This is a genomic window from Sphingobium sp. JAI105 (assembly GCF_015752145.1).
Classification (GTDB): Bacteria; Pseudomonadota; Alphaproteobacteria; order Sphingomonadales; family Sphingomonadaceae; genus Sphingobium; species Sphingobium xenophagum.
In genome coordinates, this window is record NZ_JADOUC010000001.1 from 3251861 (window position 1) to 3276011 (window position 24151).

The window sequence follows — 24151 nt, forward strand, 5'->3', positions numbered from 1 at the left end:
CTATATATCAACTAAAATGATAGACAAAAAGCAAATATAGATGGCGCGCAACTTTCTCTTTGTCGCTCCCTGCCGGAGCCAAGGATCATCGGTGGGCGCGCGCACTGGCAGCGATCAGCGGCTGCCGCGCAAGTGGCATGGCCGGGCGGGACTGACGCATGGCGGACGCCTGTTCCCGCGCATTGTCGATCAACCTTTCGAGCAGTCCTTGCCCGAAGCGCCAATCGCCAAGGCCGGAAGCCGCGTTGATATGGCCGGCATGGCCAGCATCCACAAATTCGCTGCCCCAATATTTGCCGATGCTATGGGCGCGCTCGAAGAAAATATAAGGATCGTCCCGACTGGCCACCAATATGGAGGGGAAGGGCAAGGGCGCGCGTGGCGTGGGGCCAAAGCCGCCGATCATTTCGGGCGTTTCCATCCGGTCGCAATCGGGCGGGGCAACCAGCAGCGCGCCGGTCACCGGCCAGCCATAGGCCTGGCTCTGCAAGGCGCCCCACCATGCGACCGCCATGCAGCCCAGGCTGTGCGCCGCCAATATGACGGGGCCGTTGGCGGCGCGGATCGCCGCGTCCAGCCGGGTGACCCAGGCATTGCGATTGGGGCTGGCCCAACTGCCAAGATCCACCCGCTCACAATCGCCGCGCGTTTCTTCCCACAGGCTTTGCCAGTGGTCCGGCCCGCTATTGTTCAGGCCGGGAATGGTCAGCACGAGCGGTTGGCGCGTGTCTCCCGAAAATCCGAATCGCTCCATGATCTGGTCCTCAATCCTGTCTATCCAGGCCATGACCGTAATTCTACTATTTCGATAGACAATTGGTCAACGACGGAATGTGGCAGAATCCGGGCAATTGGAATGGCGCAGGCGGGAAGGGAGGCGAAGAAGCGGGAAACGTGGCGGCGGACAGGAGCGGCCTTGCGGCTGCGCCCGTCCGTCAGCACCATTTTACCAGGGGTAGATCAGGCCATAATATTGATATACGTTGCGGCCATAGCCTTCGTCATAGTCGGGCCGTTGATCGGCCATGTAATGCGGGGCCTGCTCCAGCAACTTGCTGTCCAGGTCGACGACATAGCCGCCCTGTTCGGTGTCATAGTTCAGCATCGACCAGGGCAGGGGATAATGGTCATTCCCGATCCCCAGAAAGCCGCCGAAGGACAGCACCGCATAACGGACCTGCCCCGACATCTTGTCGACCATGAAGTTGGAGATTTTGCCGAGCTTTTCGCCCTGCCGGTTATAGACGGCGGTACCCTCCACCCGGTCGGACGCAATCAGTTCGCCATGATTGGCCGCATGATTGATCATTGTCGTTTCAGACATTGTCATTCTCCTGCATCAGTGGGGTTATATCTATGCAACCACGAGCGACGCCGGGGGTTCCTTGTCGATTAGCAGGAGATAGAAGCATGAAGATCAATCGCAGCGGTTCAGCGGTGTGGAGCGGCGGGCTTAAGGACGGCAAGGGCGCGATATCGACCCAGAGCGGCGCGCTGGACGCCTATCCCTATGGCTTTGCGACCCGTTTTGAAGGGGTGCCGGGCAGCAACCCGGAAGAATTGATCGCCGCCGCCCATGCCTCCTGCTTCACCATGGCCCTGTCGCTGATCCTGGGGGAAGAGGGATTTACCGCCAGCAAGATGGAAACCAATGCCGTCGTCACGCTGGAAAAGCAGGAAGATGGCTTTGCCGTCACCGCCAGCCATCTGACGCTGAAGGCCAGCATCCCCGATGTCGACGAGTCGACATTTCAGGATCTGGCGGCAAAGGCCAAGGCCAATTGCCCGATTTCCAAATTGCTGAAGGCCGACATCAGTCTGGAGGCAGAGCTGCTGTCCTGACCCGTTCCGCCTTGCCGCGGACATGTTCGCGCCAGGCGATATAGAGGCCGCTGGCAATGATCAGGCTTGCCCCGATCCAGGTCGTCGCCAGCGGCCATGGCGCGCCGATTGCCAGACCCAGCAGCGTCGTCCAGATGATCGCGCTGTAATCCATCGGCAGCACGACCGACACCGGACCCCAGCGCAGCGCCGCAGTGAGGCAAATCTGCGCGATGCCGCCAAACAGGCCGATCAATAGCAACAGGCCCCAGGTGACCGGATCATGCATCTGCGCAAAAAAGGGCATGGCGATGCCCAGCGGGATCATCGACAGTGTGGTGAACCAGAATACGACCACGCCAGCGCTTTCGGTACGCCCCAGTTCGCGCAGCACCAGGCTGACGCTGGCGGTCACGAATGCGGCGGCAATGGCGACCGCGACGCCCTGTAGCGGGAAATGGGCGGCATCGGGCCGTACCATCACCAGCACGCCGACAAAGCCGATCAGCACCGCAGCCCAGCGATGGATGCCCGTTGCCTCCCGCAGGATCAGCGCCGACAGGATCGTGCCGAAAATCGGCATGGTGAACCCGATTGTCGCGGCTTCGGCGGGCAGCAGCAGGATGTAGGACAGGAAGTTGAGCAGCATGCCGGTCAGGCCCAGCAGCATGCGGCTGGCATGGACGCCGATGCGCCGGGTGTGGACGCTGCGCAACCCGTCGGCCATCGCCACCCAGCTCAGCACGAAGGGAAGGGCCAGCGCCTGGCGATAGAAGAGCGATTCGACGACATGGACGCCCCGTCCATCTACCACCCGCACCGTCACGAACATGACGGACAGGCAGATGACAGCAGACAGTCGAAGTCCGATGGCGAATAGCGGTCGATGCGGTCGGGAATGGGGCGGGGCAGGCGTCACCGCTCCGCCTTAGCCCGGTTGCGCCATCGCGCAACCGGGAAGGGACGGCAAAATCCTATTGCATCGGTTTGACGAATTTCAGCGTCATGCGATCGCTTTCGCCGATGGCCAGATATTTGTCGCGGTCGACATCCTTCTGGCTCAACGTCGGGGGCAGGGTCCATACGCCCTTGGCCCAATCCGCCGTATCCTTGGGATTGGCGTTCACCTCCGTCGCGCCGGCATAGGTGAAGCCGGCGGCTTCCGCGATGCGGCGGATCGTGGAAAGCTTGAGATAACCGCTGGTCTTTTCCAGCGCGCTGTCGCGTCCTTCGGGCATGCGATGATCGACCACGCCCAGCGTACCGCCCGGCTTGAGCATCGCGAAGAACGCCGCGAAGGTCGCCGCCTCCGTGCCGCCCATCACCATGTTATGGACGTTGCGGAAGGTGAGGACGGTGTCCACGCTGTTGGCGGGGATCGTGGAGCTTTCGTCGGGGAAGGGGACAACCGTGACCTTGTCATAGACGGTCGGCTTGGCGGCCAGGAAGGTTTTGTAACCGTCCAGATAACGCCCCGTTGGTTGCAGGGCATAGAATTTGCCCTGATCGTGCAGCAGCGGCGCCAATATTTCGGTGTACCAGCCACCGCTGGGCGCATATTCGACCACTGTCTGGGTCGGCGTCACGCCGAAAAAGGCCAGCGTTTCGGCCGGGTGGCGATATTTGTCGCGCGCGACATTGGCTGGCGTGCGGCTGGGCGCCGCGATGGCGGCGGCGATCGGGTCAGCCGCCTTGGACGCGGCATGATCGCCATGCCCGCTATGCTGGGCGAGCAGGGGCAGGGCAGGCAGGGCAAGGCCGGTCAGCAGCAGTCCGGCACGGGCGAGACGGTTCATCGGCAGTCCTCTCTTGAAAAGTCAGGAGGAGGGTGTGCCGGTCGCGGCGAAGCGATGCAAGGGGGCTGGAGGGGAAATCCCCGCCAGCCACGATTCGTCATGAAACAGCTTCGCCGTTTCTCTCAGCCAGCGCTTACAGGCAGGCTTCCAGGAAAGGCTGGTCGAAACCGAACATCCGCGCCTTGTCCAGCGTGTAGGGACGCAGGCCCATCGACCGATATTCGCCGACGATCTTTCCGCTGTCATCCTCATCATGATATTCGAACTTGAACAGTTCCTGCGTCACGATGACTTCGCCTTCCATGCCGATCACTTCGGTCACGTTGGTGATGCGGCGCGAACCGTCACGCAGGCGCTTGACCTGGATGATCAGATCCACCGAGTCGGCGATCTGCTTGGAAATGGCTTCCTTGGGGATTTTGATGTCCCCCATCAGGATCATATTTTCCATACGGCCCAGACATTCGCGGGGCGAGTTGGCGTGAAGCGTACACATGGAGCCGTCATGGCCCGTGTTCATCGCGGCGAGCAGGTCGAAACATTCCGCGCCACGAATTTCGCCCAGGATGATGCGGTCCGGGCGCATACGCAGGGCGTTCTTGACCAGATCGCCGATGGTGATGGCGCCATTGCCTTCCAGATTGGCCGGGCGGGTTTCCAGCGGCAACCAGTGCGGCTGTTGCAGCCGCAATTCGGCCGCGTCCTCGATCGTGAGCACACGTTCGCCCGGATCGATCATTTTCGACAGGGCATTGAGCATCGTCGTCTTGCCCGAACCGGTACCGCCCGAAATGACGATGTTGAAGCGGCATGCGCCTGCAATCTTGAGCGCGGTCGCCATCTTGGGGCTCATGGCGCCCCATTGGGCGAGCATGTCGATGGTGATCGGCTTGGCAGAGAATTTACGAATCGAGATGGCGGTGCCACGCAGCGACAGCGGCGGCACGATCACGTTGACGCGGCTGCCATCGGGCAGGCGGGCGTCGGCCAGTGGCGTGGTCTGGTCGACGCGGCGGCCGACCTTGCTGACGATCCGCTGCGCGATCTGGAACAGATGTTCCTCGTCCCGGAACTTGATCGGCGCGATCTGGAGCTTGCCCTTCTTTTCGATATAGGTCTGGTCCGGACCGTTGACCATGATGTCGGTCACGTCCGGGTCGGACAGCAATTCTTCAAGCGGGCCAAGGCCCAGCAGTTCATCGACCAGCACCTTTTCCAGCGCGAACTGTTCGCGCCGGTTGAGGGTCAGCTTCAGTTCCGCCAGCACTTCCATGATGATCGGGCGGAATTCCTCGGCCAGTTCATCCTTGGTCAGGGTTGCGGCGGCTTCCGGATCGACACGCTCCAGCAGGCGGGGCAGTACCTGCTCCTTGATCTTGTGGACGCTGGCTTCAAAACCCTGCGGCCCGGCGTCGGCCACATGTTCGTGATTGGCGCGGTCGGACAGGCGCTGGATGGCGTCGGCATTGCGCTGCATCTGGCTGGTCGGTGCCGCCAGTGGATCGACGCTCGTTTCGCCTGGCAGGGCCGCTATGTCGAGCGGGGGAAACTGATCGCCGCCGCGCGCTTCTTCCTTGGGCGCGCCGCCTCCCTGCATCGGCCGGGCAACGCCAAAGCCGGGCTTGATGCCAGCAGGTCCATTTTTCCGTCCAAAGGCGCTCATAAGTCTCCGCCAGTAATTCGCGATCGAAGCCGCCCGGTTGAGGGCCGATCAGATAGGGCTTGGGAAGGTGAATAAGATGGAAACTTTGACAAATGGCTAATGGACCGGCGGCCCGCCAGCAGCGCCAGTATCATTAGCGCGATCAGGCTGACCGCCGCGCCAGCTGTCTCCTGCCACAACCGCACCCGCTCGATGCGGTAGGTGCCCGGCGTCGCGTCGAAGCTGATCAGCGGACCATGGCTCGCAATGGCCTGCCCGTCGCGCGTCACGCGCCAGATGGGAAAGGCCGCATGGCCCATCGTCACCGGGCCGGAGCGGGTCACGGAGATGCTGTCGCCGCGCGGGAGGGTGGCAAAGCGGCCAAGGTCGGTCCAGCGATCGACCCGATCAACGAGCGAAGCATCGAATCCGGCGGGCAGATATTCCGGTGCGTCAGGCTGGTGCCGTTCGATCCTGTTATAGTCGACAGGCATGCGCAGCAGGGCATGGGCTATCAGGCCAGTGAGCAGGAAGGGGAAGGCCAGCACCAAAGCCGCGCCAAACGCAATGATGCGGCGAGGCGGGCAGGCGGCGATCGCTGTGACGGCGGCAAATTCGGTGATGGCCAATATCCGCCAGGGAAATTGCACCTTGTCGAGCAGGTCTATGCTCCACAGCAGCGGGATCAGGTTGATCGCCGCCAGCGCTGTGCCGATCGTGATGGCGGTCCATAGCGATCGCGCGCGCCAGGCAAGCAGAACAAGGCCCAGCGCGATGGAGGGGAAGAGTTCAAAGTCCTCGCGCCAGATAGACCAGACGCTTGCCTGATATTTGCCAGTCCATAAGAGCGCGGTCGACATGTGCGCCTGAAGCGTCGCGGCGGGGAGCAGATAGAAAGCGGCGAGCGCAAAGGCGAGCAGACCGGCTACAAGGCCCGGTAGCAACGTCGCGCGGTCCTGCACGATCCGCTGGAGCATCAATGGCGCGATCAGGAACAGGCCGGTCAGCGTTGCCAGTGGCAAATGGGTCAGGATCAGCGCGGCATAGGCGCTGGCGAGGAGCGCCACGCCACGCCGCGAAGGCAGCCAGCCAATGCCCAGCGCGATCAAGGGTAGCCAGACAAATCCGGCAAATTCCGCCAGTGCGCCGCGCACATACAGGTCGAACAGATGATAGGGCGCAACCATATAGAGAGCCGCGCCGATCAATGGTCGCGTTCCTCTCGCGGCCAGCCACGCATACATGGCCAGCCCCGATGCGATCAGCAACAGCAGGCCAGCGCAGCTTATCGCCTGTGTTACGCTCAGCCCGATCGCGTTCAGCCCGCCCGACAGCCAATAGGCGAGCGGCGGATAGAAATAGAAGGTCGGGCTGCCCAGCCCTTCGAAACTGTGCGGGAGCCAGCGTTCGTAAAAATGTCCTGCCGCGATCTGATCGCCAAAATGGCGGGTCCACATAAGATTGTAGAGATGGCTGTGGGTCGCGCCCGGTCCCCATAGCAAGGCAGGCAGCATCAGGCCGCAGCCCAACAGGGTCAGCGTCCAGACCGGGTGCCGGCTGGCAAGGGAGGCGATGGCGCGCATGGGCCGGTGATGGCGCAATATGGTAAATGAAGCGTAAGGATGATGGCGCACACTTACGATCCATTAACCATTCTAGCCGATAGCGGAGTCAGTTTTTTGCGAGGATCATTGCGCCCATGCGCACGCTGTCGATCGTCATCCCGGTCTATAACGAGCAGGACAGCCTGTCGCTGTTCCTGGAGGCGGCGCGTCCGGCGGTGGGGCGGGCGCTGGCGCTGATCGGGCCTGATGCGCGGGCGGAATATCTGTTCGTCAATGATGGCAGCAGCGACCGGACCGGCGACATATTGACCATATTGGCGCGGCTGAACCCCGACATAAGCGTCGTCACCCTGTCGCGCAATTTCGGCAAGGAAGCGGCGCTGGCGGCCGGGATCGACCATGCGAGCGGTGACGCCGTGATCCCGATCGACGTCGATCTGCAGGATCCGCCGGAGGTGATCGTGGATATGGTCCGCCACTGGCTGGCGGGCGCGCAGGTGGTCAATGCTCGCCGGTCCGACCGCTCTACGGACGGCTGGTTCAAACGGACGAGCGCGCGCGGATTCTATCGCCTGCTCAATCGCCTGTCCGATTATCCGATCCCCGAAAATGTCGGCGACTTCCGTTTGCTCGATCGGCAGGCGGTGGACGTCATCAAGCAACTGGGCGAGCAGGCGCGCTTCAACAAGGGGCTGTTCAGCTGGATCGGCTTTCGCGTCGCCACGGTCGATTATGTCCGCGCCGCGCGCGGGACGGGGACGACCAAATGGCGGCTCGGCAAGCTCTGGTCGCTGGCGATCGACGGCATCACCGCGTCGACCACCATGCCGCTGCGGATATGGTCCTATATCGGCGGTGGCATTGCGTGCCTGGCCTTTGCCTATGCGGCCTTTCTGGTCGCCCATACGATCATCACCGGGGTCGATACGCCCGGCTATGCTTCCATCATGGTCGCGGTGCTGGGGCTGGGTGGGCTTAACCTGCTCAGCCTGGGCATTATCGGCGAATATCTGGGCCGGGTCGCGCGCGAAGTGCGGCAACGGCCGCTCTATGTGGTCGCGGATCAATCGACTGTGCCGGTGGCTCCGGTTGCCGAACCAAGCAGGGACGAGGATGAATGGACCGATCAGCCTATGCGAGCCTGAGCGCGCAGGAGGGGAGCCATTGGTGGTTCGTCGCCCGCCGCGCCATAGTGGACGCGCTGATCCGCACCCGGATCGCGCCGCGCGCCAACGCGCGCATATTGGAGGCGGGTTGCGGCACCGGCGGCAATCTGGCGATGCTGGCGCGCCATGGCACGGTCGATGCGCTGGAATATGACGATGATGCGCGTCGACATGCCAATGAACGCGGCATTGCGCGCATCGAACCGGGGATGCTGCCTGGCCGGATCGGCTTTGACGCCACTCGCTATGATCTGATTGCGCTGCTCGACGTGCTGGAGCATGTGGAGGAGGATCGCGCGTCGCTCGCGGCATTGCGGGCGCGGCTGGCGGACGGGGGGCGGATATTGCTCACGGTTCCGGCGGTGCCATGGCTATGGTCCGACCATGACGTGCTGCACCATCACAAGCGCCGCTATACGCTGGCCGGGTTGCGTGCCGTTGCACAGGACGCCGGGCTGAAGGTCGAAGGCATTGGCTATTTCAACAGCCTCCTCTTTCCGCTGGCGGTCGCAACCCGTACTGCGCACCGGCTGCTGGGGCGCAAGGGCGGGCTGGACGCGCAGCCTTCGCCGCCGGTCAATGGGGTGCTGCGGCGGATATTCGGCTGGGAACGCCATCTGCTTGGCCGCGTGCGCTTCCCGATCGGCCTGTCGCTCTACGCGATATTGTCAGCCTGACGGATCGTCGGGATGATGCCATGGTCCCTCCCAGCAGCGGGCGGGATCGATGGGGTTGAAGGGTGCCGGATCGGTGGGCCGCACCAGCGACGGCATCCGGCCCAGCGGCGCGACATAGGAATCGATCGGGAAATCGCCAAAGCTCTGGTCCCATGCCTTGAACAGGCTGCACCGGACCTGCGGTGCGGCGGGATGGAGCAGCGCACGGCGGATCTCCATCGCCCCGGTGACTGACCCGATCACCAGCAATATGGCCAGCGGCAAGCGGGCGCGCGGCGTAGTCAGCAGCGCATCGGCGACCATGACCGCCAGGATCGTCAGGGCGCTGATCGACGCGCGCATCATGAAATCGGTTGATGCGCCGATCTGGACGAAGGGGATGGCGATCAGCCACAAGGTTAGTACGACCAGCGTATCGCGACCAAAGCGCAGGCGATGGACCAGCAGCGCCAGCGGCGCGACATAGACCAACACTTCCAGCAGTTCAAACAGGCCCCATTGCAGCGGGGACAGCGCCATCAACCGCGCGCCCACGCCGTCGCCAGCGGCGGCCAGATAGAAGAGGCCAGGGACGCACAGCAGGGTGGTGAGGGCGGGCAGGGCGATGTCGGCGGGGCCGATGGCGCGCGCGCGCAGGCTCCGCACCCCCGCCAGTGCCGCAAATGGCATGGCGCCCATCAACCCCAGCGGCGACCAGAGCGCCGTCAAGGGCAGCAGCGCCAGATAAGCGCCCAGCGGCAATTTCCCCGCACGCCAAAGGAGGAAGCCCAGTACGCCGATCCAGCCTGAAATCGCATGTTGCGGCACCCAGAAGGCCAGGGTGACGGTCGATGAATATTGAAGATAGGCCCAGTTTTCGAGATGATCCGACAATCCACCACGAAACAGGATGCGCCCCAGCGCGTCGAGGCCGCTGAAGCCCACGACGACCGCAAGGGCGATCATTTTCGCGCGGCGCGTGACAAATAGCGTCGATCCCAACGCCAACAGCGTGCCGGTCAGCAGGCTGTTCTGGACCAGCAGCGCGATGTCGCCGGCGCCTCCACCCAGCGCCTTGGCCACCAGCGCAGGGATCAGGAACATGCCGACCGGCGCGCGTAACAGCTCTGCCTCGCCCCTTGCGGTGTAGACGAACGGCCAGGGGTTGATGCTCATGTCGCGCAGCACGGCGAAGCGCACCTGCCAGTCGATATTGGCGTAGAAAAAGCGTCCCTCCCCGCCCAGGAGAAGGAGTATCGTCGCCACGCCGATGCAGATCAGCCATGTCGCGGCCGTCGGTCCGGCAAAGTCGCGCGCCGTCCGGACGATGGCGACGCAGAGCAAGCCGGTCAGCAGTGCGCCCAGCCCATAGGCCCAGAGGGGCATGACATTCAGGAACCGCCACAGCAGCAACTGGTCGAGGGCTAGCCAGCCGGCCAGCAAGGCGATCAGCCAGCCGCCGGGCAGGGGGCGCTGGAGCGCCGGGGAAAGGGGTGGGGCGATCATCGGGCTTGTTCATGACAAGGCGGGGCGAGTGCGGCAATCGGCGTTGCCCGCCTCATGCATAAAAAAGTTGCGGTAAGGATGCAGATTGCCAACATTGCCCCATAGGACAGCAGGGCTATCGCATATGGCACCATGCCTATCTTATTCGTCACCCTGAACTTGGTTCAGGGTCCATTTCGCCAGCCCATGCCATTGTCTGCGACGATAAATGGATGCTGAAATAAATTCAGCATGACGTTTGGGGGTAACGCAAAGTCATACGCGATAGCCCTGCATTGCGCAGGGAGACAGGCGATGCGGGTGATGGTGCTGGTGAAGGCGACGCCGGATAGCGAGACCGACCTGTTTCCCCAACCCTGGACAAGTCAGATGATGGCGGCGATGGGCCGCTATAATGACGCATTGCGCGACGCTGGCATTTTGATTGCCGCCGATGGGCTGACCCCCACATCGCAGGGCAAGCGTATCGCCTTCGACGGCGCGGATCGGGCCGTGATCGACGGTCCGTTCACGCCCAGCCGCGATCAGGTGGCAGGCTTCTGGCTATGGGATGTCAGGGATATGGACGAGGCGGTCGCCTGGGCGAAGCGTTGCCCCAATCCAATGCCCGGACCCAGCGAAATCGAAATCCGGCCCCTTCATGAATGACCGCCCAACAAAAAGGGGCGCTGTCGAGCGCCCCTTCTGCTGACCGCGCCACGCCGGGCCGGTCCTTTCATATGCGGTGATCAGCCGGCCTTTTCGGCCAGGACCGTCAGACCCTTTTCATTGACCTCGGCAAAGCCGCCTTCCACCGGGATGATTTCGGGCGCGGCCCCTGCGGTCGCATAGATCTGGATGCTACCGTCGCGCACGGTCGACATGAAGGGCGCATGTCCCTCCAGCACGCCGAAGTCGCCATCGGTGCCGGGCACCACGACCTGATAGACCTCTTCCGACCGGAAGAGCTTTTCGGGGGTCACGAGTTCAAAATGCAGTGCCATGTTCGTTTCCTTAGCCCCTCCCTTTCAAGGGAGGGGATGCAACAGGTCGCTTAAGCCGCTTCGGCGGCCAGCTTCTTGGCCTTCTCAATGGCTTCGTCGATGCCGCCGACCATGTAGAAGGCGTTTTCGGGCAGATGGTCATATTCGCCATCGACCACGGCCTTGAACGACTTAACCGTGTCCTCGATCTGGACGAACTTGCCGCTGATGCCGGTAAAGACTTCGGCGACGTGGAAGGGCTGCGACAGGAACTTCTGGATCTTGCGCGCGCGGGCGACGGTCAGCTTATCTTCTTCCGACAGTTCGTCCATGCCCAGAATGGCGATGATGTCCTGCAGCGACTTGTACTTCTGCAGGATCGACTGGACGGCGCGGGCGGTGTCATAATGTTCCTGACCCACGGTGCGCGGTTCCAGAACGCGGCTGGTGGAGTCGAGCGGATCGACCGCCGGATAGATGCCCAGTTCCGAAATGGCGCGGTTGAGAACGGTCGTCGCGTCCAAGTGCGCGAACGACGTCGCAGGCGCGGGATCGGTCAAGTCGTCCGCGGGGACGTACACGGCCTGCACCGAGGTGATGGACCCCTTGTTGGTGGAGGTGATGCGTTCCTGCAGCGCGCCCATGTCGGTCGACAGGGTCGGTTGATAGCCCACGGCCGAAGGAATACGGCCGAGCAGAGCGGACACTTCCGCGCCTGCCTGGGTGAAGCGGAAGATATTGTCGACGAAGAACAGCACGTCCTGATTTTCGACGTCGCGGAAATATTCAGCGATGGTCAGGCCCGACAGCGCAACGCGGGCACGGGCGCCCGGCGGTTCGTTCATCTGGCCATAGACCAGCGCAACCTTGGACCCATCGGTGATGGCGTTGCCATCAGCATCCTTGGCGATGACGCCCGCGTCCAGGAATTCGTGGTACAGGTCGTTACCTTCGCGGGTACGTTCACCAACGCCCGCGAAAACCGACGTACCGCCATGACCCTTGGCGATGTTGTTGATCAGTTCCTGAATAAGAACCGTCTTGCCCACGCCCGCGCCGCCGAACAGGCCGATCTTGCCGCCCTTGGCATAGGGGGCGAGAAGGTCGATGACCTTGATGCCGGTGACCAGGATCGCGCTTTCGGTCGACTGGTCGACAAATTCGGGAGCCTTGGCATGGATGGGCGAACGCAGTTCGGTCGCGACCGGGCCGCGCTCGTCAATGGGTTCGCCAACGACGTTCAGGATGCGGCCGAGCGTGGCGGGGCCGACGGGGACGCTGATCTGCGCGCCGGTGTCGGTCACTTCCTGGCCGCGGGTCAGGCCCTCGGTCGAGTCCATCGCGATGGTGCGGACGGTGTTTTCGCCAAGATGCTGGGCGACTTCCAGAACAAGGCGCTGGCCGTTGTTGCTGGTTTCCAGTGCCGACAGGATCGACGGGAGCGCATCAGGGAAGGTCACGTCGACGACGGCGCCGATGACCTGCGAAATGCGGCCTACATTGTTGGTGGTTGCCATGACTGCTTCCTTGCGTGCGTGTGCTTAGAGGGCTTCAGCGCCCGAAATAATTTCAACGAGTTCGGTGGTGATCGCAGCCTGGCGGCTGCGGTTATACTGGATCGTCAGCTTGTTGATCAGGTCGCCTGCGTTGCGCGTGGCATTGTCCATCGCGGTCATCGACGCGCCCTGTTCGGATGCGTTGTTTTCCAGCAGCGCCTTGAACAGCTGGATCGCGACGTTGCGCGGCAGCAGGTCGTCCAGGATCGCTTCCTCGCTCGGTTCATATTCGACCGTCGCGGCGATGGCGTTGCGGTCGGCGTCGGCGGGGATCTTGACGGGAATGATCTGCTGTTCGGTCGGGATCTGCGCCAGCGCCGACTTGAAGCGCGAGTAGAAGAGATGCGCGACATCGAACTTGCCGTTCAGATACATGTCGGTCAGCTCGCCAGCGATGGCGTGCGCCTGATCATAGCCGGGCTGCTTGGCGCCGGTCGTATCATACTGGGCGACGATCTGGCCGGGATACATGCGGTTGATCACCGGACGGCCCTTGCGACCGATCAGGTAGAATTTCACCGTCTTGCCCTGCTGGATCAGCTCGTCCGCCTTGGCGCGGGCGGCCTTGACGATGTTGGCGTTGAACGCGCCGGCCAGGCCACGGTCGGAGTTGGCGACGACCAGCAGATGCACGTCATCCTTGCCCGTGCCCGCCAGCAGCGGCGATGCGCCTTCGCCCGAACCGCCCGCGATTTTCGAGGCGAGGGAGGCGACGACGGCTTCCAGGCGGCTGCTATAGGGGCGCGCGGCTTCCGCTGCGGCCTGCGCCTTGCGCAGCTTCGCGGCGGCGACCATCTGCTTCGCCTTGGTGATCTTCTGGGTCGATTTGACCGACCCGATGCGGATCTTCAGTTCCTTGAGGCTTGCCATCTCAATCCCGAATTCAGTGTAGGGAGGCCGCCGGTCGCCCGGCGGCCTTCATCAAATCACTTAGGCGCCAGACTTAAGCAAAAGTCTTGCCGAAGCTGTCGAGCGCGGCCTTGAGCTTGCCCTTGGCTTCGTCGCCCAGATCCTTGGTGTCGCGGATCATGGTCAGTACGTCGGCATGATCGTGGCGCAGATAGGCCAGCATCAATTCTTCGTAACGGGTCACGTCCTTGACGGCGACGCTGTCCAGATAGCCGTTGGTGCCAGCGAAGATCGACGCGGTCTGTTCCTCGAACGGCAGCGGCGAAAACTGCGCTTGCTTGAGCAGTTCGGTCAGGCGCGCGCCGCGGTTCAGCAGCTTCTGGGTCGATGCGTCGAGGTCCGAACCGAACTGGGCGAAGGCCGCCATTTCGCGATACTGGGCCAGTTCCAGCTTGATCGAGCCGGACACCTTCTTCATCGCCTTGGTCTGCGCGGCGGAACCGACGCGCGACACCGACAGGCCGACGTTGATGGCCGGACGGATGCCCTGGTAGAAGAGGTTGGTTTCCAGGAAGATCTGGCCGTCGGTGATCGAGATCACGTTGGTCGGGATGTAGGCCGACACGTCGCCTGCCTGCGTTTCGATGATCGGCAGCGCGGTCAGCGAGCCAGACCCGTTGTCGCTGTTCATCTTGGCCGCGCGCTCCAGCAGGCGGCTGTGCAGATAGAACACGTCGCCCGGATAGGCTTCACGGCCCGGAGGACGACGCAGCAGCAGCGACATCTGGCGATAGGCGACGGCCTGCTTCGACAGATCGTCATAGACGATGACGGCGTGCATGCCGTTGTCGCGGAAATATTCGCCCATGGTCACGCCGGTATAGGGGGCGAGATACTGAAGCGGAGCGGGTTCCGAAGCGGTCGCGGCGACGACGATCGAATATTCCATCGCGCCATTTTCTTCGAGCTGCTTGACGATCTGGGCAACGGTCGAGCGCTTCTGGCCGACCGCGACATAGATGCAGTAAAGCTTCTTGCTTTCGTCATCGCCCGCATTGGCGGCCTTCTGGTTGATGAAGGTGTCGATCGCCACGGCGGTCTTGCCGGTCTGGCGGTCGCCGATGATCAGTTCGCGCTGGCCACGGCCAACCGGGACGAGCGTGTCGATGGCCTTGAGGCCGGTCTGCACGGGTTCGTGAACCGAGGTGCGCGGGATGATGCCGGGCGCCTTGCGCTCGACGCGCATGCGCTGGTCGGACACGATCGGCCCCTTGCCGTCGATCGGGTTGCCAAGGCCGTCCACGACGCGGCCCAGCAGGCCCTTGCCGACGGGGACGTCGACGATGGTGCCGGTGCGCTTGACGGTGTCGCCTTCCTTGATCTCGCTGTCGGACCCGAAGATCACGACACCGACATTGTCGGCTTCCAGGTTCAGCGCCATGCCCTGAATGCCGTTGGCAAACTCGACCATTTCGCCCGCCTGGACATTGTCGAGGCCATGGACGCGGGCGATGCCGTCACCCACGGTCAGCACGGAACCGACTTCGCTAACCTGCGCTTCGGTGCCGAAATTGGCGATCTGGTCCTTGATGACCTTCGAAATTTCTGCGGCGTTGATATCCATGTTCAGCCTTTCATCGCCATGGCGAGACTATTCAAACGGGTACGAATGGAGCTGTCGATCATCTGGCTGCCGATCTTGACGACCAGCCCGCCCAGGATCGCGGGGTCGACCTTCGCATCGATGGCGACGTCGCGGCCGACGCGGGCGCGCAGGCTTTTGCCGAGCGCGGTGATCTGCGTCTTGGTCAGCGGGTGCGCGCTCGTCACTTCGGCGCGGGCCTCGCCCTTGTGATTCGACAGCAGGGTTTCATAGGCGCGGATGACGGCGGGAAGCTGGCCAAGCCGGCGGTTCCCGGCAAGCACGCCCAGAAATTTCGTGGTCAGGGGATCGATCCCCATGGAGGATGCGACGGCGGCGATCGTCTTTCCAGACGCATCGCGGCTCAGCACCGGACTGTTGATAAGCGCTTTGAAATCAGGCGATTGGGCAATCGCACCCTTCAACGCGGCAAGGCTGTCCGCCACGGTGTCGAGCGATTGGCCATCGCGCGCCAGATCGAACAGCGCAACCGCGTAGCGGCCGCTGAGGCTGGCCTGTATACCGCCGGTAGTCTCCACGCGCTTACCGTCCTCCATTTGATGTGCCGGTCATGCAAAGAGGGGGGAGCAGTTACGCCCGTCCCCCTTGTTGTGGGGCCGGTTAGCAGCGCGATTATGACTATGCAAGTCATGCTGCGCGATTCCGGCATTAGTGCGAAACCGCTGGCATTTGACTGAGTTTTTTCGCGGCACCGAATCGGTTATTGCGCCGGATCGACCGGGGCAAGCCGACCTTTCTTGCAATGATAGACAATCCGTTCGTTGGGCTGGGCCGGGACGATTGCCGCAATATGCGATTGCAGCGCGGCAATCCGGGCCAGAGCTTCGGGATTGCTGCCACAGGCGGGAATCGGCTTGTCCCCCACCAGCGCGCGCGCCTTGGCCATGGTGTCGGCATCGGGCAGCCAGCGGTCGACGCGCAGCACGCCATTGACGGGATCGAAGCGGCTGGAGGCGAGATAATGGCCCTCCGCCGGGATCGTCACCCGCTGCCATCCGGTGCCGCTGGCGACATATTGGGTGTCGCCATTGACGCAGCCGCCCTCCGCCCAGTTGAAGGCGATGTCATCGGGTTGCGACAGGGTCAGGCGGCTGCGCGCCATGTCCACCTTGCAGATATTGTCGCCCGCCCAGGCAAAGGCGGTATTGCTGACCACGCCCCCATCCTGCGCTACGGCGACCTTTTCGTCGATGCTGGCGAAACTGGGTCGAAAGAAGAACAGCCCCGCCGCCCCGAACAGCAGCAGCCCGCCGATCGCCAGCGACCATGTCGCATGCTTCTCCCGCTTCTGGCTGTAGAACAGCCCGCCAGCGCCCAGCGCCAGCACGGCCACGGCCAACAGCACGGCTGCCCCGGCCATCGCGTTTTCCCGCGCGGAAATCACCTCCCGCTCGGCAGCGTCGCGGGCGCGGTCCATCGCCTGCTGGCGCGCGCTGTCGCTGGCGCGCAGCTTCTGCTCGCTCATCGCCGATTCGCGCTGGAGGATCGCGGCCTCGGCCGAATCGGCGTCGGCAAAGGAACGGCACGGCACGACAGTATGGCGCGACGATACGCCCGCCTGCCGCAGGAAGGAGGCGATTTCTCGCCAGGATACGGCAAAGCCGAATTCGGCGTCGCTGCCATCCGATACCGATCCGAAGCTGTTGACCCCCAACACCCGGCCACAATCATCGACCAATGGCCCGCCACTGTTTCCAGCCGCCAAGGGCGCTGTGTGCAGCAGCGTGTCGAAGCTGCGGCTCGCGCGGCCGGCGGACACATTGCCGCTGGTTTTGACGGTTGCCACTGGTTCGACCATCTGCTTGAGGCCCAGCCCCTGCGCCCGGTCGACCGTGCCGGGATAGCCGATCGCGGTGACATGCTGGCCGTCGGTCACGGCCCCGGCATAGAAAGTGCTGACCGGCAGGCTGCCCTGTTCCAGCTGGATCAGGGCCAGGTCGTTGCCGGGCGAAAAGGCGATGATGCGCCCGCCATAGCTGTTGGTGCCTTCGGACGGGATGACGCCGATGACGAGATTTTTCTCTTCCCGCGCTAGTTCCACGACATGGGCGTTGGTCAATATCTTGTCGGGCGCGACCGCCAGGCCGCTGCCATGGCCGACAAAATAGGCTTCGCTGCCATCGGTCGCGACCAGCACGACACGCACCACACCGCGCGCGGCAGCGGCAATGTCCTGCTGTTCGGCGCGGGAGACCGTCGGCGCGGCAAGGGCGAGCGCCAGGAGGAAGAAGCGGAAAAGAGCGACCATAGGCGCGCATACATATGCGAAGGCGGGCGTTGCGCAATCGGGAAAAGTGCGTGGTTTTTTTGAGCGCAAGCTGCGGGAAGCATGGCCAGCGCTTTCGCTATATCCCATAATGTATGAACCAGATGACCCGCCTGTCCACGCCCGTGCCCTCCATGCCCGATCCCGACCAGTGCTGGGCGGCGGTCTTGCGGCGCGACCGGACGATGGACGGGCGCTTTGTCAGTTGCGTCGCGACAACCGGCATTTATTGCAAGCCCAGTTGTCCCGCGCGGCACCCGAGGCGGGAGAATATGACCTTCCTGCCCGATCCCGCAGCGGCGCGCGCAGCGGGCTTCCGCGCCTGCCTGCGCTGCCGCCCGGACGAAACGGGGCGGGACCGGCAGGCGGTGGCCGCCGCGATCGCACTGATCGAAGCGGCGGAGGAGCCCCCCCGGCTGGAGGCGATCGCGGCCCATGTCGGCTATGCCCCGCATCATTTCCATCGCCTGTTCAAGCGCGAGACCGGGCAGACACCCGCCGCCTATGCCCGTACGCTGCGGGCCGACCGGCTGAAGACCGCGCTGGACGCGGGCGGCAGCGTGACGGCGGCCATTTACGAGGCGGGCTATGGTGCGCCCAGCCGCGCCTATGCCGACGCGGCAACCCATCTGGGCATGACGCCCAGCGCCTGGCGCGCGGGCGGGCGCGGCGTCACGATTCGCTGGCGCACTATCGACAGCAGCCTTGGCCCGATGCTGGTCGCAGCGACCGACAAGGGGCTGTGCCGGATCAGCTTCGATGAGGGCGAGGCGGCGCTGCGCGACCGCTTTCCGCAGGCGGACCTGCGCCCCGCCGACGCTGCTCTGGACCGGCTCGCTGCTGCCGTCGTGGCGCTGGTGGATGATCCGACCGGGGCGCCGGACCTGCCCGTCGATGTTGGCGGCACCGCTTTCCAGCAGGCGGTATGGTCCGCCCTGCGCGCGATACCTGCCGGGCAAACCCGCAGCTATGGCCAGATCGCCGCCGCCATCGGCCGCCCCGGCGCCGTCCGAGCGGCTGGCACCGCCTGCGGCGACAATGCGCTCGCCGTCCTCATCCCCTGCCACCGCGTCCTGCGCAGCGACGGCACGGCGGGCGGCTACGCCTGGGGCGTGGAGCGGAAACAGGCGCTCCTGGCGCGGGAAAAGCGCAAGAAATAGAACTGCGGTGGGCGGCGCTGTTACGATCGCGCTGCACTGTCCTGGCGAAAATCCCGCACCCGCGCCATGACGGCGGCGCGGGCTTCGTCGTCCATGCTGCGCCAATGTACGATTTCGTCGATCGTCCGTCCGCAACCAGTGCAGATCCGCGCTGTGTCCAGCGCGCAGAGGTTGCGGCATGGGCTGGCAATAGGCGCGTCCATCACATGAAACTGTAGGGGTCGACATCCACGGCGACGCGGGTGCTGGATTTCCACACGATATTGCCCAGCCATTCGCGAATCGCCGCCTGTATGTCGACCTGCCGCGTCGCGTGGATGAGCAGTCGGTGGCGATGCCGTCCGCGCAGGACGGAGAGCGGCGCAGGGGCGGGGCCATAGACGCGCATCCCCTCTATCAGCGGCGCAGATTTGCCGATCAGGCGCGCGACCTGCGCTGCTTCGTCGGCATCCTCGCTCGAAATGATGATCGCGGCGAAGCGGCCGAAGGGCGGGGCGTTGGCGCGCCGTCGATTTTCGGTCTCGACCGCGTAGAAGCGCTCGGTATCGCCCTCGATCAGCGTCTTGATGACCTCGCCTTCGGGCATCCGGGTCTGGATGAACACGCGGCCCGGCTTTTGCCCCCGTCCGGCGCGCCCGGCCACCTGCATGATCTGCTGAAAGGTGCGCTCCGACGCGCGCAGGTCGCCGCCCTCCAGCCCCAGATCGGCGTCGATCACGCCCACCAATGTCAGGTTGGGGAAATGATAGCCTTTGGTCACCAACTGGGTGCCCACGATGATGTCGATGTCGCCCGCCTCCACCGATTTGACGAAATCGGCGACTCTGGCTGGTGAAAATAACGTGTCGGATGTGACGATGGCGGTGCGCGCCTGCGGCCATAGCGCCTTCACCTCGTCAGCGATCCGCTCCACCCCCGGACCGCAGGCGACCAGCGAATCCTCCTCCTTGCATTCCGGGCAGAAGCGCGGCGCGGGAACGACATGGCCGCAATGATGGCAGGCCAGCCGGTGGGTCAGCCGATGCTCGACCATCCAGGCGGTGCAATTGGGGCATTGGAAGCGATAGCCGCAATGGCGGCACAATGTCAGCGGCGCATAGCCACGCCGGTTGAGGAACAACAGGCTCTGTTCGCCCTTGGCCATCACCTCGTCGATGGCCTTGACCAGAGGCGGCGCGATCCAGCGACCGCGTTCGGGCGGATCGGTCAGCAGGTTGATCCCCTCGATCTGCGGCATTTCCGCCCCGCCATAGCGGGATGGCAATTTGATTTCGCGATAGCGGCCCAGTTCGACCTGATGCCGCGTTTCGATCGCGGGGGTGGCGGACGCCAGGATGACCGGGAATTTTTCGATCAGGCCGCGCATCACCGCCACGTCGCGGGCGTGATAATGGACGCCATCCTCCTGCTTGAAACTCGCCTCATGCGATTCATCGACGACGATCAGGCCGAGCTTCGGATAGGGCAGGAACAGCGCCGAGCGCGCGCCGACGACGACCTGCGCCTGCCCGCTGGCAATCGCCCGCCACGCCCGCCGCCGCTCGGTCTGGCGCAGGCCGCTATGCCAGTTGACCGGGATCGTGCCGAACCGGGCCTCGAACCGTTCCAGAAACGGCTCGGTCAGCGCAATTTCGGGCAGCAGGACCAGCACCTGGGCGTCGGCCCGGATGGCGGCGGCGATCGCCTCGAAATAGACTTCGGTCTTGCCCGATCCGGTCACGCCGTCGAGCAGGAAGGGCGCAAATTCATGGTCGCGCACGGCGTTCGCCATCGTCATCGCCGCGTCCGCCTGTGCCGCTGACAGGGTGGGCGGGGCATGGTCCGGGTCGGGCGCGGGGAAGGGCGTGTCGACGCTGACTTCGATGGCGTCGAAAATATCCTGCTTGATGAGGCCGCGAATCACCGCGTCGCTCACCCCGCCGATCAGCGCCAGTTCGCGCACCAGCCCCTGTCGTTCGCCGATCCGCTCCAGCGCCTGGGCGCGCTGATCGGTCATGCGGTCGGGCTGACGGCCATTGGCCTTATATTCGATGACGGTGCGCGTGCCTTCCAGCGCTGCCATCGACGCCAGCGCCATGCGCAGCACAGCGGCAGGGGGCGACAGATAATAGTCCGCCGTCCATTCGATCAGCCGCCGCAGCGTTTCTGGCAAAGGTGGGGCGTCCACCACCTCGATCAGGTTGCGCAGCCGGTTGTCGCCCACGCTCTCGACATCGGGGAAACTATCTTCCTCCCACACCACGCCGACCAGCTGGCGGGGGCCAAGCGGCGCAACGACGATGCTGCCGGGCTTCACGTTCATGCCGTGCGGCACGCGATAGTCGAGCGGCCCCAGGGCAGCGTTGAGCAGGAGGACACGGGCGCGGGACATGCCCCGTCCTTAGCGCCTGACGCCCGGCAGGCAAATGCCGCCTGCTATATCCGCCAGCTCAATGTCAGCCAGGGTATATGGGCGACGACATCTGGCCGGGCCTCGCGAAAAGTCTGCTGCCGCATGTAGAGCAGTTGCGCATCGAGGTTCTTGCCGATCGGGTGGCGCAGGCCGATCTGTTGCCGCATCACGGCAAGGCCGGTCCTGTCGCTGGGCCGGGCGCGATTGAGGTGAAAGAAGAATTCCGTCACCGCGATCATGGTCCACTGTTTCGCCCGGTCCAGCGGTACGCTGGCCTGGAGTCGCTGGCGCAGGCGCCAGCTGGCGGTATCGACATTGTCGAAGAAGCGCTCCTCCATCCGGGTGCGGGCTTGCCAGATGCCCTTGCTGAGCGTCACCTGCTGATGAAAGCGCAGTTCCTGGTCGACCTCGCTCTTGAGATAGGCGATGGCCCCGCCCACCTGCACCGCCGGGCTGATGCGATGGTCCAACGCGATCCGCGCCAGAAACTGCTCGCCGCCGCTGCCAGTGTCGGACCGCGCGCGCTGGCTTGCATCAATAGTGACCAGATCGTCTTTGCTGGCGTGGATCGTCGCCATTTCCGTGATCCACATTTGCGATTCCTGGGTCGCGGCGACCGCAGGCGAGAGCATCGCGATGACCGGCAGGACGCCTGCCAGCAGGCTAAGGGGCAAATGGCGGCGCATCTCTGGTCCTTTGGCAAGGTGCGCGCCCTATAATCGCAGTGGCGGGACGACACAATCACCCGATCCGACATGGCCAATCCCGCCACCAGCCGCTAAAGGGACCGGATTCGCCCATCCCCGGAGCCGCATTCCATGAAATTCTTTGTCGATACCGCCGACACCGCCGAAATCCGTGATCTCGCCGCCACCGGCCTGCTCGACGGCGTGACCACCAACCCGTCGCTGATCCACAAATCGGGCCGCAAGTTCCTGGAAGTGGTCGAGGAAATTTGCGGGCTGGTCGAAGGCCCCGTCTCCGCCGAAGTCGTCGCGCTCGATCATGAGACGATGATGAAGGAAGCCGCCGTCCTGCGGAAGATCGCGCCCAATGTCTGCATCAAGGTGCCGTTGACCATCGACGGCCTTAAAACCTGCAAGGCGCTGACCGACGATGGCGTGCTCGTCAACGTCACGCTGTGCTTTTCCGCCAATCAGGCGCTGCTCGCGGCCAAGGCGGGCGCCAGCTTCATCTCGCCCTTTGTCGGTCGGCATGACGATAACGGCTTTGACGGCATGGCCCTCATTCAGGACATCCGCCTGATCTACGACAATTATGGGTTCGACACCGAAATCCTGGTCGCGTCGGTCCGCCACCCCATCCATGTGCTGGAAAGCGCGCGGATCGGCGCCGACGTCATGACCGCGCCGCCCGCGGTCATCAAGGCGCTGTTCAACCATGTCCTGACCGACAAGGGCATTGCAGGCTTCCTGGCCGACTGGGAAAAGACCGGCCAGACCATCCTCTGATCCAGGATCGCCGGGCGCGTTTAGACGACGCGCCCGGCGCTGATCGTCCTTCTATGATGGATGGTGACCCCGGCAGGACTTGAACCTGCGACCATCCGCTTAGAAGGCGGATGCTCTATCCAGCTGAGCTACGGGGCCATGCTTCGCCCCGATAGCGGCGCGCGCGGCAGCTTGCAATCACCGGCCTGTGCGATATGCACGGCTGCATGATCGACGGGGCCGTTCAGAAAATCGATGCCGATGCGCTGGGCGGTCGCCCGTTGCGCTATTTCGACTTTGTGATGGCGGCCTTCGTCGTCATCCTGCTTCTGTCCAACCTGATCGGCGCGGCCAAGCTGTCGACGCTGGGCGGCGTCACCTTTGGCGCTGGCATCCTGTTTTTTCCGCTGGGCTACGTCATCGGCGACGTGTTGACCGAAGTCTATGGCTATGCCCGCGCGCGGCGCTGCGTCTGGGCGGGCTTTGTCGCGATGCTGTTCATGGCACTGATGAGCTGGGTGGTGGTCGCGCTGCCGCCCGCGCCCGGCTGGGCGGGGCAGGACGCCTATGAATCGGTGTTCGGCAATACCTGGCGCATCGTGTTCGCTTCCCTCATCGCCTTCTGGGCCGGGGAATTTGCCAACAGCTTCGTCCTGGCCCGCATGAAGGTGCTGACGCAAGGGCGGCATCTGTGGATGCGAACGATCGGGTCGACGGTCGTGGGGCAGGGCGTGGACAGCCTGCTCTTCTATCCGCTCGCCTTTTACGGACAGTGGAGCAATGCGCAGGTGCTGACCGTCATGGTGACCAACTGGGCGATGAAGGTCGGCTGGGAAGCATTGCTGACGCCCATCACCTATGCCGTGGTTAACATGCTCAAGCGGCGCGAAGGGCTGGACGTCTATGACCAGGGCACCAATTTCACGCCGTTCCGCGCCCGGCTTTAAGCCGGATAATCGGCCCGCACGAAATAGAGGCCATCTGGCGGCGCATTGAGCCCCAGCGCGGCACGGTTGCGGGCCTCCAGCGCATCGCGCAGGTCATCGGCCGACCATCGCCCCATTCCCACCATCGCCAGGCAACCGACCATGGATCGCACCTGATGATGCAGGAAAGACCGCGCAGCGGCATGGATCGCAATCCGGTCCCCCTCGCGCTCGACGCTTAGCCGGTCGAGCGTCTTGACCGGGCTGGCCGACTGGCAATGGGCCGAGCGGAAGGTGGTGAAATCATGTAGCCCGACCAGCACTTGCGCCGCTTCATGCATCGCCGCGGCATCAAGCTGCGGCTTTACCTGCCAGGCCAGCCCCGCTTCGAAGGTCAGCGCCGCGCGGCGGTTGACGATGCGATAGACATAGGATCGGCCCATGCAGGAAAAGCGCGCGTGCCAGTCGTCCGATACCTCTTCGCAACCCAATATCGCCACCGGCTGCCGTCCCAGCCGCGCGTTGATCGCCTCCATCAGGCGGAATGGCGTCATCGGCTTGGCCACATCGGCATGGGCGCGCATCGCCAGCCCGTGCACACCGGCGTCGGTGCGCCCGGCGGCATGAACCACGACCCGCTCGCCCGTCACAGCATGGATCGCATCCTCGATCGCCTGCTGCACGCTCGGCCCATGCGCCTGCCGCTGCCATCCCATGAACGGCCGTCCGTCAAATTCGACGGTGAAGGCAAAACGGGTCATGGCTCAGCGGCGT

General features: G+C 63.9%; 24 protein-coding genes and 1 tRNA gene. 7 read left to right on the plus strand and 18 right to left on the minus strand.

All coding sequences use genetic code 11. The features are described from left to right. Positions 1-85 precede the first annotated feature (85 nt). Entirely contained in the window at positions 86-754 is a 669-nt protein-coding gene (locus tag IWY39_RS15785) for an RBBP9/YdeN family alpha/beta hydrolase (protein ID WP_107125485.1), read from the minus strand. Positions 755-946: 192 nt separating this feature from the next. Continuing rightward, on the minus strand, positions 947-1324 hold the full coding sequence (locus IWY39_RS15790) for a PRC-barrel domain-containing protein (protein WP_229380692.1): 378 nt from the start codon (positions 1322-1324) through the stop codon (positions 947-949). 86 nt (positions 1325-1410) lie between these two features. Between IWY39_RS15790 and IWY39_RS15795 the strand changes: the two genes are divergently transcribed. Further along, positions 1411-1842 (plus strand): OsmC family protein, encoded by a 432-nt coding sequence (locus IWY39_RS15795; protein WP_107125434.1) that lies wholly within the window; start codon positions 1411-1413, stop codon positions 1840-1842. Here IWY39_RS15795 and IWY39_RS15800 read toward each other — a convergent pair. The 4 genes from IWY39_RS15800 to IWY39_RS15815 form a co-directional block, all read right to left on the minus strand. Further along, positions 1814-2740 carry a DMT family transporter gene (locus IWY39_RS15800; RefSeq protein ID WP_107125435.1) on the minus strand — a complete coding sequence of 309 codons (927 nt, stop codon included), beginning with the start codon at positions 2738-2740 and terminating at the stop codon, positions 1814-1816. The genes IWY39_RS15795 and IWY39_RS15800 overlap by 29 nt on opposite strands. A gap of 55 nt (positions 2741-2795) precedes the next feature. Then, complete coding sequence (locus tag IWY39_RS15805; RefSeq protein ID WP_107125436.1) at positions 2796-3617, minus strand: class I SAM-dependent methyltransferase; 822 nt, start codon at positions 3615-3617, stop codon at positions 2796-2798. 133 nt (positions 3618-3750) lie between these two features. After that, positions 3751-5280: a CpaF family protein gene (locus IWY39_RS15810; RefSeq protein WP_017181583.1), complete on the minus strand. Its 1530-nt coding sequence runs from the start codon at positions 5278-5280 to the stop codon at positions 3751-3753. Continuing rightward, the gene (locus tag IWY39_RS15815) at positions 5277-6842 is read right to left on the minus strand and encodes an integral membrane-like protein (RefSeq protein ID WP_107125437.1); all 1566 of its coding nucleotides are present in this window, start codon (positions 6840-6842) and stop codon (positions 5277-5279) included. Before IWY39_RS15815 ends, IWY39_RS15810 begins: the two co-directional genes overlap by 4 nt. Before the next feature lie 116 nt (positions 6843-6958). On the opposite strand from IWY39_RS15815, the gene IWY39_RS15820 reads away from it, so the two are divergent. Beyond that, positions 6959-7969 (plus strand): glycosyltransferase family 2 protein, encoded by a 1011-nt coding sequence (locus IWY39_RS15820; RefSeq protein WP_107125438.1) that lies wholly within the window; start codon positions 6959-6961, stop codon positions 7967-7969. Further along, a complete protein-coding gene (locus IWY39_RS15825; protein ID WP_107125439.1) occupies positions 7942-8667 on the plus strand; it encodes a class I SAM-dependent methyltransferase in 726 nt (241 codons plus the stop codon). The genes IWY39_RS15820 and IWY39_RS15825 overlap by 28 nt, the downstream gene beginning before the upstream one ends. Here IWY39_RS15825 and IWY39_RS15830 read toward each other — a convergent pair. Then, positions 8659-10152, minus strand: coding sequence for a hypothetical protein (locus IWY39_RS15830; RefSeq protein WP_107125440.1), 1494 nt, complete (start codon positions 10150-10152; stop codon positions 8659-8661). The genes IWY39_RS15825 and IWY39_RS15830 overlap by 9 nt on opposite strands. A 294-nt stretch (positions 10153-10446) precedes the next feature. Between IWY39_RS15830 and IWY39_RS15835 the strand changes: the two genes are divergently transcribed. Further along, positions 10447-10800, plus strand: a complete 354-nt coding sequence (locus IWY39_RS15835) for a YciI family protein (protein ID WP_107125441.1) — start codon at positions 10447-10449, stop codon at positions 10798-10800. A gap of 80 nt (positions 10801-10880) precedes the next feature. Here IWY39_RS15835 and IWY39_RS15840 read toward each other — a convergent pair whose 3' ends face one another. The 6 genes from IWY39_RS15840 to IWY39_RS15865 all read right to left on the minus strand — a co-directional run bounded on the left by IWY39_RS15840 (position 10881) and on the right by IWY39_RS15865 (position 17430). Continuing rightward, on the minus strand, positions 10881-11135 hold the full coding sequence (locus IWY39_RS15840; protein WP_017181577.1) for an ATP synthase F1 subunit epsilon: 255 nt from the start codon (positions 11133-11135) through the stop codon (positions 10881-10883). A 50-nt stretch (positions 11136-11185) separates the two neighbouring features. Beyond that, positions 11186-12631, minus strand: coding sequence for a F0F1 ATP synthase subunit beta (atpD, locus tag IWY39_RS15845; protein ID WP_196871615.1), 1446 nt, complete (start codon positions 12629-12631; stop codon positions 11186-11188). Positions 12632-12655: 24 nt separating this feature from the next. Continuing rightward, positions 12656-13540 carry a F0F1 ATP synthase subunit gamma gene (locus tag IWY39_RS15850; RefSeq protein WP_017181575.1) on the minus strand — a complete coding sequence of 295 codons (885 nt, stop codon included), beginning with the start codon at positions 13538-13540 and terminating at the stop codon, positions 12656-12658. 73 nt (positions 13541-13613) lie between these two features. Continuing rightward, positions 13614-15143, minus strand: a complete 1530-nt coding sequence (gene atpA, locus IWY39_RS15855) for a F0F1 ATP synthase subunit alpha (RefSeq protein WP_017181574.1) — start codon at positions 15141-15143, stop codon at positions 13614-13616. Positions 15144-15145: 2 nt separating this feature from the next. Then, positions 15146-15700, minus strand: a complete 555-nt coding sequence (locus IWY39_RS15860; protein ID WP_026002122.1) for a F0F1 ATP synthase subunit delta — start codon at positions 15698-15700, stop codon at positions 15146-15148. Positions 15701-15882: 182 nt separating this feature from the next. Further along, a complete protein-coding gene (locus IWY39_RS15865; RefSeq protein ID WP_107125442.1) occupies positions 15883-17430 on the minus strand; it encodes a S1C family serine protease in 1548 nt (515 codons plus the stop codon). 113 nt (positions 17431-17543) lie between these two features. On the opposite strand from IWY39_RS15865, the gene ada reads away from it, so the two are divergent. Continuing rightward, complete coding sequence (gene ada / locus IWY39_RS15870) at positions 17544-18608, plus strand: bifunctional DNA-binding transcriptional regulator/O6-methylguanine-DNA methyltransferase Ada (protein ID WP_107125443.1); 1065 nt, start codon at positions 17544-17546, stop codon at positions 18606-18608. A gap of 20 nt (positions 18609-18628) precedes the next feature. On the opposite strand, the gene IWY39_RS15875 is transcribed toward ada, so the two are convergent. Genes IWY39_RS15875 through IWY39_RS15885 form a run of 3 tightly spaced genes read right to left on the minus strand, consistent with a single transcriptional unit; the run spans position 18629 to position 21686 of the window. Further along, positions 18629-18811, minus strand: a complete 183-nt coding sequence (locus tag IWY39_RS15875; RefSeq protein ID WP_107125444.1) for a DUF1289 domain-containing protein — start codon at positions 18809-18811, stop codon at positions 18629-18631. Continuing rightward, positions 18811-20979: a primosomal protein N' gene (locus tag IWY39_RS15880; protein ID WP_107125445.1), complete on the minus strand. Its 2169-nt coding sequence runs from the start codon at positions 20977-20979 to the stop codon at positions 18811-18813. The genes IWY39_RS15875 and IWY39_RS15880 overlap by 1 nt, the downstream gene beginning before the upstream one ends. A gap of 44 nt (positions 20980-21023) precedes the next feature. Further along, entirely contained in the window at positions 21024-21686 is a 663-nt protein-coding gene (locus IWY39_RS15885; RefSeq protein WP_107125446.1) for a DUF2490 domain-containing protein, read from the minus strand. Between the two features lie 132 nt (positions 21687-21818). Between IWY39_RS15885 and fsa the strand changes: the two genes are divergently transcribed. Beyond that, positions 21819-22472: a fructose-6-phosphate aldolase gene (gene fsa, locus IWY39_RS15890; RefSeq protein ID WP_017181566.1), complete on the plus strand. Its 654-nt coding sequence runs from the start codon at positions 21819-21821 to the stop codon at positions 22470-22472. A 61-nt stretch (positions 22473-22533) separates the two neighbouring features. Here fsa and IWY39_RS15895 read toward each other — a convergent pair. Beyond that, positions 22534-22610 (minus strand) — tRNA-Arg (locus IWY39_RS15895). A gap of 68 nt (positions 22611-22678) precedes the next feature. On the opposite strand from IWY39_RS15895, the gene IWY39_RS15900 reads away from it, so the two are divergent. Further along, on the plus strand, positions 22679-23398 hold the full coding sequence (locus tag IWY39_RS15900) for a queuosine precursor transporter (protein WP_107125447.1): 720 nt from the start codon (positions 22679-22681) through the stop codon (positions 23396-23398). On the opposite strand, the gene truA is transcribed toward IWY39_RS15900, so the two are convergent. Next, entirely contained in the window at positions 23395-24138 is a 744-nt protein-coding gene (truA, locus tag IWY39_RS15905) for a tRNA pseudouridine(38-40) synthase TruA (RefSeq protein ID WP_107125448.1), read from the minus strand. The two genes, IWY39_RS15900 and truA, sit on opposite strands and share 4 nt — an antisense overlap. Positions 24139-24151 lie beyond the last annotated feature (13 nt).